The organism is Actinomadura sp. NPDC048032, assembly GCF_040653175.1.
Classification (GTDB): Bacteria; Actinomycetota; Actinomycetes; order Streptosporangiales; family Streptosporangiaceae; genus Spirillospora; species Spirillospora verrucosospora.
Window position 1 is genome coordinate 1 of record NZ_JBEZJP010000235.1, and the last position, 12,264, is coordinate 12,264.

Consider the following 12,264-nt stretch of genomic DNA (forward strand, 5'->3'; position numbering starts at 1 on the left):
CGAGAAACGTCTTGACCATCGCGCTGCTGTTCCAGCCCGAGTAGTACTTGCAGCCGTGGGTGGCATCCTCCCGGTCGGGGTCGTCGGGGTCGTCGGCCGTCTGGCCGACGACCTTGTAGGCCGTGCCCTTGGCCAACCGCAGGCCGCACGGCGTCTGGTACCAGTCCCCCTCCTTCGTGCCGAACCCGAAGTCGGAGTCGCCGGAGAGGTACACGCAGTCACCGATCGTGGCGTCGGCGGCCGGCCGCCCGTAGACCTGGCGGCCGACGACCATGGCCAGCCCGAGCAGGCCCGCGACCACGGCGACCGCCACGGCCGTCTGGCGGACGGTCGAAGCCCGGCTCCACCACGATGCCCCGTCGCCGACCCGTGTGCGGCCGTCGTTCGTTTCGGCGGGCGGCCGGCGGACCTCGGTGACCGTCGCACGCTCGGACTGGCCCGGGTCCCGGAGGCCCGGGCCTTCCGGTCCGGCCGCCCGGGCGAGCAGAACGCGCGCCTCGGAGATCGTCGGACGCTCGCCGGGCTCCTTGGCCAGGAGGCGGGTGATGAGCCCGGTGAGCCCCCCGGCGCGCCCCGGCGGCGCCGGAGGGTCGTTGATGACGGCCTTCAGCGTGGCGGAGGTGGTGTCGCGGCGGAACGGGGATACGCCTTCCACGGCGTGGTAGAGCGTCGCGCCGAGGGAGAACAGGTCGGAGGCGGGATCGTCGTTCCCGTCGATGCGCTCCGGAGCCATGTACTCCAGGGACCCGATGAACGCGCCGGTCGCGGTGAGCGTGGTGTCGGCGTGATGGACGGCGATGCCGAAGTCGGTGAGGACGGCGTCCCCGCCGGGGGTGAGCAGCACGTTCGCCGGCTTCACGTCCCGATGGACGATTCCGGCGGCGTGCGCCGTCTCCAGCGCGTCCAGCAGGCCGGCGGCGACGCGTGCGGCCCCGGCGGCGGGCAGGGGGCCGGACCGCGCGATCCGGTCGTGCAGCGAGTGCCCGTCGACGAGCTGCATGACGATCCAGGGAAGGCCGTCCTCGACGACGACGTCGTGCACGCTGACGATGTTCGGGTGCTCGCGCAGCCGCGCGGCGTTGCGCGCCTCGCGGGTGGCGCGCGCGACCCTTTCGGTCAGCTCGGCGGCGGGCGGCCGCATCTCCTTGACCGCCACGTCGAGCCCGAGGACGGTGTCCCGCGCCCTCCAGACGAGGCCGAACCCGCCGCGCCCCAGCGTCTCGACCAGCCGGTACCGCCCGCCGACCAGCCGTCTGGGGGCCGTCTCCGGTGCACGTGTCACACCGGCGAACCTACCGACGTCCTCAACACTCGTACAAGGATGTTCTTTTGTAGTGACGGGGCTTCCACCGGGGATCCCGGCGGCTCTCGTGCTCGCCGGAGTCAGAGGCCGATGTTGCTCTTGGCGCCCATGTAGGAGCCGGCTCCGGGGAAACCGGCCCTCGCGAGGGCGGCGAACCGGTCGCCGAAACCGAGCCCCACCAGGTCGGAGAGCCCCACGAACTCGACTCCGCGGATCGGCCGGGAGTCGGCCGTCCCGGCCACGACCCCGGCCGCGCCGCCCACGCGGCGCGCCTCGAAGGTGATGTGCAGGACGTGCGCGCCACCGCGAATGTGATCGCAGACGTACAGCAGCCGACCGACCTCGACCTCGACGCCGGTCTCCTCCCGCATCTCCCTGACCAGCGCATCGGCCAGCGGCTCGCCCTCCTCCACCTTGCCGCCCGGCAACGACCACGACCGCCCGGTGTCGGTGTCCTGGTCCAGCAGCAGAATCCGGCCGTCCTCGATGACGACCCCGGTAACCCGTACGTCCACGCCGGCAAGCTCCCCGATGGCCCCTCCCTCCACACCTGGAGCGAGGGGCGTCTGCTCGTTCATGCAAAAAGCCGCCGACCAGAACTCGTCTGGTCGGCGGCTTCGTGTGCCGTGGAGGTGGCGGGAATCGAACCCGCGTCCTTCGGTGATGGGTCAGGGCTTCTCCGGGTGCAGCCTGCTTAGCGTTTTCTCAGTCCCGGCGCTCACGCAGGCGTGTCGCCGACGGACTCAGTCGCTGTTAGATGTCCCTACCGGGCCCGCGACCGGACCGGAAGGTGGAGTCTCCTAGCGATGCCAGACCCCGGGACGGAGACGCGCCCGGGCTGACAGAGTTCGCTCCTCGCTCAGGCGGCGAGGGCGAACTCGGACTGCTTCTTGTTGGCAGTTATTGGTTTGCTGTCACAGGATTTACGAGGTCACGACAGCAACCCTCGACCCGCTTCCCCTGGCTCGAACGACCGAAGTCGAAGCCGGTCACCCCCATGTTCAATTGTCAAAGCGTCCGTCCGAGGACGTCCGCACGATGACGCTACAAGGATAACGCGTGCGAGGGCAACGTGATTCCCCCGGACACACGTGAACCCCGGTGGACGCGAACGATGTCGCGTCCACCGGGGTCGACCGGCAGGGTCGGGCCGGCCCGGACGGCAGAGCCTCCCCCGAGACGAGGCTCTGGTCTCATCACGGCGACTGAGTCCGCAACCCCCCAAGCGGTGGCTCAGTCACCCGTAAAGACGCACGCGGGGGGCGGGTTGGTTGCGTCCCGTGCGTAAAGAGCTGACAAAGGGCCTAACCGCCGAGGAACTTCGCCGCCAGGGCCGGGGTGTTGACGACGCCCTCGACGGCGATGGCGAAGGCGCGGTCGCCGCTGGACCCGACGAACCAGGAGACGGTCTTGGGACGGCCCCCCTCGTTGTAGGTGGTGAGGGCGGCGACGCCGACGACGTCGCCGGACACGCGGGCGCCGCGGGCGTTGCCCCGGGACGCAGTGCGGCTCAGGACCCTCTTGAGGTTCGAGATGGACTCCGACGGCGGGCTCTGGGCCTGCGGCGCCTGGGCCGTCGTGGACGGGTCCTTGAGGACGTAGGGCGGGCGCCAGGTGCCGCTGTAGGCGGCGGCGGCCACCATGGCCATCGCCAGCGGGCTGACCTGGACGGCGCCTTCGCCGACCATGGCCGCGGCCTTGTCGCCGTCGTTCGCGGGCGCCGGAACGGAGCCGGTGAAGGCGGGGACGCCGAGGCCCCAGTTCTTGCCGATTCCGAGCTGCGCCGCCTCGCGGAGGAGGGTCTGGGCGTCGACCTTGCCGCTGAGCTGCGCGAGGGTCGTCTTGCAGGAGGCGGCGAAGTGGTTGGCGAAGCTGCTGTCGGGGCGGGCCTTGTTGGTGAACGTCTTGCCGCCGACGGTGACGGTGCCGGGGCAGGTGGTCTCGGTGGACTGCTTCATGCCGGCCTGGGAGAACAGCGCCAGCGCGGACACGATCCCGAACGTCAGGCCGGGCGGGTAGTGGCCCTCGAAGGCGAGGTTCTGGCCGCCCGTGCCGTGGTTGGCCACGGCGAGCACCTCGCCGGTGCTCGGCCGCACGGCGACCATGGACGCCGGGAACTGCAGGGCGGCCAGGGCGTCGTCGGCGTGGTGCTGGTAGACGGGGTCGAGGGTCGTCTGGACCTGCTGCGGCTCCTGGCCGGGCCAGGAGCGCAGCTGCTCGGTGCTCTTGCCGGTCTCGTCCTGCGCGACGACGCTGACCGTGGGCGTCCCGGCGAGACGGCGCTGCTGGAGCAGCTGGATGCCGCTGACGCCGATCGTGTCGCCCGGCTGGTAGGGGGCGCCGACCTGCTGGAGCCGGTCGGCGGTGGCGGGCCCGAGGTTGCCGATCAGCTCGGGGGCGTACGCGGGCGCGATCGGCGCGCGGACGCCCTGGAACTGCAGCCCCGGGATGTGGGTGAGCCGCTGGATCAGCGCGTTGTGCGCGGGGACCTGAAGGGTCAGCAGCGGCAGGTACGTCTGCGGCGGGGCCGACCGGACGCGGCCGAGGAGGCGCTCGGAGTCCAGCCGCCGGCCGCCGTCGATCTTGGTCTGCTTGGCGAGCTGGTCGATGGTCTTCTGCGGGTCGGCGAGCTGCCCGGGGAACACCCCGACCTGGTAGGCGCCGATCTCGCGCAGCGCGGAGCGGCCCTGCGTGTCGGTGATCGGGGAGCGCTTCGGCACCTGCGTCACCACGGCGAGGCGCTGCCCCGGCTTCAGCTTGGTGTTGATGATGGAGGGGTCCCAGACGACCTTCCACTTGCCGCCGACGCGGCGCAGGTGCATCAGGCCGGGGTACTCCCACGGCTGCCCGTTCTCACCCAGGTCGATCTTCACGGTGAAGCGGGCGTCGGCCTCGTCGCCCTTCTTGACGATCTGGTCGACGCCGGAGCCCTCGACCTCGGTGCCGAGCGACAGCCGCAGGGACGCCGCGTCGAGCTGCTGCCGGACGCGGCCGAGCGCGTCCTCGACCTGCCGGCGGTCGGCGCCGACGGTCCGCCCGGCCGCGGCCTCATAGTTGCCGACCTGCCAGGCGATGAGGAAGTCGCGGACGGCGGGCATCGCCGACGGCTCGGCCCAGCACCCGGTCGTCATCGTCCCGACCAGCGCGCCGCAGGCCGCCAGAGCGACCGCCCGGCGGCGCGCGGGCGAAAGCAGCGGCCTCCGGGCCCCGGCACGGGCCCGCCTCCGGCCTCGGTTCGTCATCGACACCCTTCACCGTCTCCTGAACCGGGCCGCCGCAGCCTTCTGCATCTCCCGCTGGGCTTCCCGCTTGGCGATGGCCTGGCGCTTGTCGTAGGTCTTCTTACCACGGGCCAGGCCGATCTCGACCTTGGCCTTCCCGTCCTTGAAGTACAGGGAGAGCGGGATCAGCGTCCAGCCCGGCTCCTCCGACTTCGCGATGATCTTCTGGATCTCGCGGCGGTGCAGCAGCAGCTTGCGGCGCCTGCGGGGGGCGTGGTTGGTCCAGGTGCCCTGCGTGTACTCGGGGATGTGGACGTTCTCCAGCCACACCTCGCCGTCGCGCACGTGCGCGAAGCCGTCGGCCAGGGACGCCCGGCCGGCGCGCAGGGCCTTCACCTCGGTGCCCATCAGCACCATGCCCGCTTCCCACGTGTCGTCGATGTGGTAGTCGTACCGGGCCCGCTTGTTCTGGGCGATGAGCTTGCGCCCGGTGTCGTTCTTCCGCCCGGTGTCCCGTGCCACGTCCTCAGTCCTCAGTCCCGCGTCGTCGTCTTCAGCCCGGCATCGCCGCGTCGAGGCCGTGCAGCACCGTCCGGGCGCGTCGCTCGGCCGCCTTCGCGGGGCGGTCGGCGGAGACCTCCACGTCGGGTTCGATGCCGACCCCGTCGAGGTTACGGCCGCTCGGGGTGCGGTAGCGACCGACGGTCAGCTCGATGACCGACCCGTCGGCGAGCCGGAGGGGTTCCTGCACCGAGCCCTTCCCGTACGTACGCGATCCTACGATCACCGCGCGGTCGCGGTCGCGCAGGGAGCCCGCGACGATCTCCGCGGCGCTCGCGGTGCCCGCGTCGACGAGCACGACGAGCGGGGTGCGGGCGTCGCCGGGGGCGGTGACGGCGCGCCGCTCGGCGGGCCTGCCGCGCGGCTCGTAGGTCACGACCGGGCCGTCCGCCAGGAACGCCGACGCCGTCTCGACCGCCTCGTCCACCAGCCCGCCGGGATTGCCGCGCAGGTCGAGCAGGACGCCGCCCGCGGGCGAGCGCCCGGTCACGGCCGCGCGGACCTGCCGGCCCGTCCCGCGGGTGAAGGCGCCTACCCGGATCATCCGCGCGCGCTCGGGAAGCTCGGTCACGGTGACGTCCCCTCCAGAGACCTTCGTGCGGACGAGGTGGAATCTCCTGGTTCGACGCTCGCGCTCCACGGTGAGTTCGACCGTCTCGTCCGGACGCCCGCGCAGCGCCTCGGCGACGCGGGAGATGTCCCAGCCGGTCACGGAGGCGTCGCCGACGCGGGCGACGACGTCGCCGGCCTGGACGCCGGCGCGGGCGGCGGGGGTGCCGGGCTGGACGCTCGCCACCAGCACGCGGGAGTCGCCGTCCTCGCGGCCGAGCCACAGGCCGACGCCGCTGTAGCGGCCGGTGAGGCGGCCCTCGACGTCGTCGTACTCGCGGGCCGAGTAGTAGTGCGCCCACCGGTCGCCGAGCCCGCGCAGCATGCCCTCGATGGCGGCGCGGTCGAGGGCGCCGCGGTCGACGGGCCGCGCGGCCCGTCCGCCGATCTTCACGGCGGCCTCGTCGAGGACGGAGCCGCCCCCGGCGACGGCCGCGTGCCGATCGGAGCCCGAGCCGCTCACGACCCCCGCGCCGTAGGCGCAGACGATCGCCGTCGCGACGGCCGCGCCGCGCAGCACGCCGCCCCGTCTCCTGCTCAGCGGGGACACGGACGCGACGGGGGCGCGGAGGGGACGACCATGCGGCAAGTGTAGGGCGGCGCCACGGCCCGGATCCGGCGGTTGGGCCGGATCCGGCGGAGGCGTCAGATTCGCAGGTATCTGCGCAGGGTCAGGAACGAGGAGACGGCGCACAGCAGGACGCCGAAGCAGATCGACACGATGATGACGAGGATCACCACGCTCCAGCCGAGTTGGCTGACGAGCTGGACGTCCCCCGCCAACCGGTCGACCAGGAGTTTCTTACTGAAGATCAGCAGCACCGACGCGAACAGGCCGCCGATCAGCCCGGCGATCGCGCCCTCCAGGATGAACGGCAGCTGGATATAGGTGTTGGACGCCCCGACCAACCGCATGATCCCGGTCTCCCGGCGCCGGTTGAACGCCGACAGCCGGACGGTGTTGCCGACCAGCATCACCGCGGCGATCACCTGGATCAAGGCGATCGTCAGCGCGGCGACCTGCAGTCCGTTCAGGATCCGGAAGAACCGCTTCAGGATCTCCTGCTCGTTGATGACCGAGTCGACGCCGGGCTGGTTGAGCATCGCCTGCGCGACCGCCTTGTACTCCTCCGGGTTCTTCAGCTTGACCCGGAACGAGTCGGGGATGTCGCCCTCGCGGGTGCTCTCCACGAACCCGGGCGAGCCGGCGAAGCGGTCCTTGAAGCGGGCGTAGGCCTGCTGCTTGTTCTCGTACTGGACATCCGAGACCTGCGGCATCTTCTGCAGCTGCGCCTTGAGCGTCTCCCGCTGCTGCTCGGTGACGTCCTGCTTCTGGCAGACGGGGTTGGAGCTCGTCTTCGCGCACAGGAAGATCGAGACCTCGATCTTGTCGTACCAGTAGCTCTTGGACGCGGAGACCTGCTGCCGCAGGAGCAGCCCGGTGCCGAAGAGCGCCATGGCGATGGCGACGGTGATGACGAGGGAGATCGTCATCGTCATGTTCCTGCGGAGACCGATCCAGATCTCCTGGAGAACGAACTGTACGCGCATGCCTCGCTGTCCTTGATCGCCGTTGCTGGGCCGGGAGCCGGGGCGCCGCGGGACGCGGCGGGCGGCTTCCTTTCGGGCACCCCTCGGGGTTTCCTACGACCCGGCGGGAATCGATGGTTCAGATGTCAGTGCGCCCTTGTCGGCACGCCTGTGTCGGTACGCCTGTGCCAGCGCGCCCCGTGTCAGTACGCCTGGCCGTACACGCCGCGCGACTGGTCGCGGACGACGCGGCCGTCCTCCAGCTCGACGACGCGCTTGCGGAAGGCGTCGACGATGGCGGCGTCGTGGGTGGCCATCACGACGGTCGTGCCGGTCCGGTTGATGCGGTCCAGCACCTTCATGATGCCGATCGAGGTCGCGGGGTCGATGTTCCCCGTCGGCTCGTCGGCGAGCAGGATCATCGGGCGGTTGACGAAGGCCCGCGCGATGGCGACGCGCTGCTGCTCGCCGCCGGACAGCTCGTCCGGCATCCGGTGGGCCTTGCCCTCCAGGCCGACCAGGTCGATGACCTCGGGAACGACCTTGCCGATGAAGCGCCGCGGCTTGCCGATCACCTCGAGGGCGAACGCGACGTTCTCGAAGACGTTCTTGTTGGGCAGGAGGCGGAAGTCCTGGAAGACGCAGCCGATCCTGCGGCGCAGGTGCGGCACCTTCCAGTTGCTCAGCCTGCTCAGGTCCTTGCCCGCCACGTGCACGTGACCCTGGGAAGGACGCTCCTCCTTCAGGACGAGGCGCAGGAAGGTCGACTTACCGGAGCCGGACGGGCCCACCAGGAACAGGAACTCGCCCTTCTCGATGGCGACGTTCACATGCTGCAGGGCGGGTCGGTTCTGGCTCGGGTAGACCTTGGTGACGTTGTCGAAATGGATCACGGCTGCATCACGGCGGTTCGCTGTAGGGGTTGGGGAGCGGGCCGGCCCGCGGCCACGGAAGCCTCCGTGACCCCTTGCCTGCGCCGCCCGGCTTCACGGCCAGGTGGGACGCGGAGCCTTCGAGCAGTGTAGAGGGGAGAGGCGACCACCTCGTCCCACTCGCAGTGGTACGGGCGCCCGGGGCCGGCACCGCGTCCGATCAGTTCGTGACGTCCGATCAGTGCCATGTGAACCGTCTCCCGACGTCCGGCCGTTTTATACCGTCTAGCCCCCGGACTTGCCGGAACGACCATACAGTCCGGCTACGCTGGATGATGGCGAAAGATACCTAATAGGTGGACGAACGACCACACAGGCCGACGCTTCCCGCACGGACCGCGTGCCGTTGTCGGAGATTGGGGCCCACGACATGAGCTGCGAACATCTCATCTGCGCCCGGTGCTCGCACCCGGTGGTGGAGGGACGCTGCCCCACCTGCCGGGAGGCCCGCTCGGAGCTGCACGACCACGGCCCGTCCGTGCCGCCCGCCGTCGTCCTGGCGATCCTCGTCGCGCTCCTGTTCGCGGCGCTCGTCCTCCAGCGCGTCTACGGCTGACCGGGGCCGACGCCCCCGGCACGTCACGGCTTCTTGATCGGCGGCGTGCCCGCCTTGGTCACGGCGCCGTCGTCGGCGACCATGTGCGCCTTCGGCTGCGCGGCGCCCTTCCGGGCCTTCGGCGGGTCGAACGCGGCGAAGTGCAGCGTGGCCGTGGTGTCGACCTCGTTGCCCTCGACGGTCCCGTCGAGCAGGTGCTCGGCCTCCTGCGGGATCTCCGGCTTCGGCGTTCCGGGATCCTTGGCGATCAGCGAGGTGTTGCGGAACAGCGAGTAGATCACCAGCCCGCCGCCGTGCTCGGTCCGCAGCCCGAAGTAGGGGAACGGCGTCGCGGTGTAGACGGCGGTGTAGGTGATGTCCTTCTTCCTGGCCTTCTTCCTCGCGCGCTTGGCGTCCTGGTAGAAGCCGGTGGTGGCGGGGTTCGACCGCATCACCTTCGCGGCGACGCTGCGCGGCCCCTCGGCGGCGATCGTCGCCTGGATCCCGCCGACGTCGCGCGGACGTATCAGCACGGTCGCGTCCTCCGCGCTCATGGCCGTCGCGTACCCGGCGGCGTCGACCGCGACCTTCGGCTCCTTCGCCTTCTCCTGCAGGAGGGTCGCGACCGTGAGCTTCCAGTGGTCGGACGGCCCGCGCAGGATGAAGCCCATCAGCGCCCTGCGCCTGCTCTTGGGCTGGTCCACGACCGAACGGTCGACCGACACCACGAACCACTGCGGGTAGGCGGCGTCCCTCAGCTTCGGCACGTAGAGCTTGGGGGCGCCGTAGACGAAGCGCCGAACCGGGTCGCCGTCGTAGGCGGCCTTGCGGAACTCCGCCGCGGTCAGCTGCGACTGTCCGTCGGACGTCCACGTCAGCGCGAGGCGTTCGTCGCCAGCGGCCCTGGCCACGTCCTCGTCGGTCACGTAGGAGCGGAACGCCCGGTCGGCGACCTGGGGGGTGAGCGCCACCGGCGCGGGCGGGGACGTCTCGGGCATGGTGACGGTCGGCCGCGCCTCCGTCCTGCCCTCGGTGCAGCCCGCGGCGGTGAGCAGGGTGAGCAGCGCCCCGGCCGCGACCACCCGCAGGAAGCTGTGCAAAGACCCGTCCCCCGGAGCGAGATTTCAGGGCCGGCCGCCCTCGGCCGACCTCCTCGGCCCGTGATTCTGCCACCCGCATGATATTGGCCGGACCTCCGCCCGCCCGCCGCGAGGCGATAAGCAGTGCCGGGACGGCGATAGGCTCGGACCGTGGCAGGCATCGAACCCGAAGAACAGCTCAAGGAGCTCGCCTCGACCCTGTCCAGCATCGAGCAGGTGCTGGACCTCGACACCATGCGCCGCGACATCGCCGAACTGCGCGAGCAGTCGGCCGACCCCGACCTGTGGAGCGACCAGGAGCGCGCGCAGGCCGTGACGCGCCGCCTGTCGTACCTGGAGAGCGAGCTGAACCGGGTCGAGGGCCTGCGGCAGCGGCTGGAGGACGCCGCCACGCTGTACGAGATGGCCCGCGAGATGGACGACGCCGACACCCGCACCGAGGCCGACGAGGAGCTGGCCGCGCTGCACAAGGCCGTCCAGCAGCTCGAGGTGCGCACCCTCATGTCGGGCGACTACGACGCCCGCGAGGCGCTGGTCACCATCAACGCGCAGGCCGGCGGGGTCGACGCGGCCGACTGGGCCCAGCAGCTCCAGCGGATGTACCTGCGCTGGGCCGAGCGGCACGGCTACCCCACGGAGGTCTACGACACCTCCTACGCCGAAGAGGCCGGCATCAAGTCGACCACGTTCGCCGTGAAGGCCCCCTACGCCTACGGGACGCTGCGCGGCGAGCACGGCACCCACCGGCTCATCCGGATCTCCCCGTTCGACAACCAGGGCCGGCGGCAGACGTCGTTCGCGGGCCTGGACGTCGTGCCGGTGGTCGAGCAGAGCGACCACGTCGAGATCGACGAGAGCGAACTGCGGATCGACGTGTACCGGTCGTCGGGGCCGGGCGGCCAGGGCGTCAACACGACCGACTCCGCCGTGCGGATCACCCACATCCCGAGCGGCATCGTCGTGTCCTGCCAGAACGAGCGCAGCCAGCTCCAGAACAAGGCCACGGCCATGAACGTGCTGCAGGCCAAGCTGCTGGAGCGCAAGCGCAAGGAGGAGGCGGAGGAGCTCTCCGCGCTTCGCGGCGAGGGCACCACGAGCTGGGGCACGCAGATCCGCAACTACGTGCTGCACCCCTTCAAGATCGTCAAGGATCTGCGCACCGGCGTCGAGGTCGGCAACACCTCCGCGGTCCTGGACGGCGACATCGACGAGTTCATCGAGGCCGAGATCCGCTGGCTGCGCCAGCAGGAGAGCGCCTGACCCGAGATCGTCCCCTGAGCGGTCCCCCACCTTTTCGCGCCGACTTTCGTGTTCGCAGAGTGATCACATGATCACTCTGCGAGGATGCCGGATGGTCCGGACCAACGTCGCCATTCGGGGGGCCTCATGGCAGCACGCACTCTCGTTCCGATACTCCTACCCGGCCTGCTGGCCGCCGCCGTGAGCACCGGCTGCTCCGGCGGCAACACCTCCTCCGCGGCTCCGGGGAAGCCGCAGGGGGCGCCCGCCCTCACCAAGGAGGAGGCGCAGCAGGTGCTCGCGTCCTTCGCCACGGGGATGAACCAGGCGGGGCTCAGATTCAGCGGTAGGACGCTGCGCACGGTCGAGACCGACCCGCAGCTCACCATGGACGTCGCCGCGCTCAAGCTCCGCCGCGCCGTCCGGCAGCGTCCGCCCAGGGTGGCCTTCACCCACACGACCTTCTACATCCCGCGGCTCACCGGCTACCCGCACTGGTTCGCCGCCGACACCGTCAGCGGCAGGGGCAAGCAGGCCCTGCGGCACGCGCTGCTGTTCACCCGGGCCGGGCAGAACGCGCCGTGGCTGCTGGCCGCCGACCCGTACCCGTCCGAGCTCGCCCTCGGCCGCGTCGCGCTCGACCCGCAGGGGTACGCCACCGCGGTCGCCCCCGACGCCGGAGACCTCGCGGTCGCCCCCGCGAAGCTCCCCAAGGCCCACGCGGCACTGCTCACCGAAGGCCCCCGCGCCTCCGGGGCGTCCGTCCTGGCCGACGGGGCGAAGACCAGCGAGACCTACAAGGCGCTCAAGGCGGGCGAGAAGACCCTCGCCGGGCGCGGCGTCACGCTCTCGTCCCGCTTCTCCCCCGCCGAGTACAAGGTCTACGGGCTGCGCACCAAGGACCGCGGCGCCGTCGTCTGGTACGTCCTCAAACAGAACGAGGCGTACTCGGCGGCCCAGCGGGGCAGGCTCGCCGTGAGCGGCGACCTCGTCGGGCTCGCCCCGTCCACCACGGCCCGGACGCGCCTGGACACCACCGTCCTCGTGCAGTACCTCGCCACCATCCCGCCCAAGGGCCGCGCCACCGTCAGCGGCATGTACCGCAAGGCCGTCACCGCCCAGGGCTCCTGAACCCCGTCGGGCGCCGGCCGGCCCGCCCCTCCTGACCGCTGCGGCGGACCCGGCCGCGCCCCCGCCCGCGACAGCGACCTCAGCAGCGCCCGCGTCAGCAGCG

At 71.2% G+C, this 12,264-nt stretch carries 11 protein-coding genes and 1 other RNA gene; 3 read left to right on the forward strand and 9 right to left on the reverse strand.

Annotated elements, in window-relative coordinates:
* The 8 genes from AB0C69_RS26305 to ftsE all read right to left on the reverse strand — a co-directional run.
* Positions 1 to 1,282: serine/threonine-protein kinase (locus AB0C69_RS26305; RefSeq protein WP_360357842.1), on the reverse strand; the 1,282-nt coding region annotated here is incomplete at its 3' end.
* A gap of 101 nt (positions 1,283 to 1,383) precedes the next feature.
* A complete protein-coding gene (locus AB0C69_RS26310; RefSeq protein ID WP_360357843.1) occupies positions 1,384 to 1,818 on the reverse strand; it encodes an NUDIX domain-containing protein in 435 nt (144 codons plus the stop codon).
* Between the two features lie 109 nt (positions 1,819 to 1,927).
* Positions 1,928 to 2,300, reverse strand: a transfer-messenger RNA (tmRNA) gene (gene ssrA / locus AB0C69_RS26315).
* Positions 2,301 to 2,607: 307 nt separating this feature from the next.
* The gene (locus tag AB0C69_RS26320; RefSeq protein ID WP_360357845.1) at positions 2,608 to 4,545 is read right to left on the reverse strand and encodes a penicillin-binding transpeptidase domain-containing protein; all 1,938 of its coding nucleotides are present in this window, start codon (positions 4,543 to 4,545) and stop codon (positions 2,608 to 2,610) included.
* A 9-nt stretch (positions 4,546 to 4,554) separates the two neighbouring features.
* A complete protein-coding gene (smpB, locus tag AB0C69_RS26325) occupies positions 4,555 to 5,046 on the reverse strand; it encodes an SsrA-binding protein SmpB (RefSeq protein WP_345177839.1) in 492 nt (163 codons plus the stop codon).
* Positions 5,047 to 5,077: 31 nt separating this feature from the next.
* On the reverse strand, positions 5,078 to 6,214 hold the full coding sequence (locus AB0C69_RS26330; protein ID WP_360357847.1) for a S41 family peptidase: 1,137 nt from the start codon (positions 6,212 to 6,214) through the stop codon (positions 5,078 to 5,080).
* Positions 6,215 to 6,339: 125 nt separating this feature from the next.
* Positions 6,340 to 7,245, reverse strand: a complete 906-nt coding sequence (gene ftsX / locus AB0C69_RS26335; RefSeq protein WP_345177836.1) for a permease-like cell division protein FtsX — start codon at positions 7,243 to 7,245, stop codon at positions 6,340 to 6,342.
* A gap of 182 nt (positions 7,246 to 7,427) precedes the next feature.
* Positions 7,428 to 8,117: a cell division ATP-binding protein FtsE gene (gene ftsE / locus AB0C69_RS26340; RefSeq protein WP_067453578.1), complete on the reverse strand. Its 690-nt coding sequence runs from the start codon at positions 8,115 to 8,117 to the stop codon at positions 7,428 to 7,430.
* Positions 8,118 to 8,526: 409 nt separating this feature from the next.
* On the opposite strand from ftsE, the gene AB0C69_RS26345 reads away from it, so the two are divergent.
* Positions 8,527 to 8,712, forward strand: coding sequence for a hypothetical protein (locus tag AB0C69_RS26345; RefSeq protein WP_345177834.1), 186 nt, complete (start codon positions 8,527 to 8,529; stop codon positions 8,710 to 8,712).
* Between the two features lie 23 nt (positions 8,713 to 8,735).
* Here AB0C69_RS26345 and AB0C69_RS26350 read toward each other — a convergent pair whose 3' ends face one another.
* Positions 8,736 to 9,791 (reverse strand): hypothetical protein, encoded by a 1,056-nt coding sequence (locus AB0C69_RS26350; RefSeq protein WP_360357850.1) that lies wholly within the window; start codon positions 9,789 to 9,791, stop codon positions 8,736 to 8,738.
* A gap of 150 nt (positions 9,792 to 9,941) precedes the next feature.
* On the opposite strand from AB0C69_RS26350, the gene prfB reads away from it, so the two are divergent.
* Together prfB and AB0C69_RS26360 are read left to right on the forward strand one after the other, a co-directional pair.
* Positions 9,942 to 11,051: a peptide chain release factor 2 gene (gene prfB / locus AB0C69_RS26355; protein WP_345177829.1), complete on the forward strand. Its 1,110-nt coding sequence runs from the start codon at positions 9,942 to 9,944 to the stop codon at positions 11,049 to 11,051.
* 126 nt (positions 11,052 to 11,177) lie between these two features.
* Positions 11,178 to 12,161: a hypothetical protein gene (locus AB0C69_RS26360; protein WP_360357851.1), complete on the forward strand. Its 984-nt coding sequence runs from the start codon at positions 11,178 to 11,180 to the stop codon at positions 12,159 to 12,161.
* Positions 12,162 to 12,264 lie beyond the last annotated feature (103 nt).

Excerpts from the sequence above, each read along its gene's own strand:
- AB0C69_RS26320 (WP_360357845.1), bottom strand. The coding sequence starts at position 4,545 with ATGACGAACCGAGGCCGGAGGCGGGCCCGTGCCGGGGCCCGGAGGCCG.
- ftsX (WP_345177836.1), bottom strand. The coding sequence starts at position 7,245 with ATGCGCGTACAGTTCGTTCTCCAGGAGATCTGGATCGGTCTCCGCAGG.
- AB0C69_RS26345 (WP_345177834.1), top strand. The coding sequence starts at position 8,527 with ATGAGCTGCGAACATCTCATCTGCGCCCGGTGCTCGCACCCGGTGGTG.
- AB0C69_RS26360 (WP_360357851.1), top strand. The coding sequence starts at position 11,178 with ATGGCAGCACGCACTCTCGTTCCGATACTCCTACCCGGCCTGCTGGCC.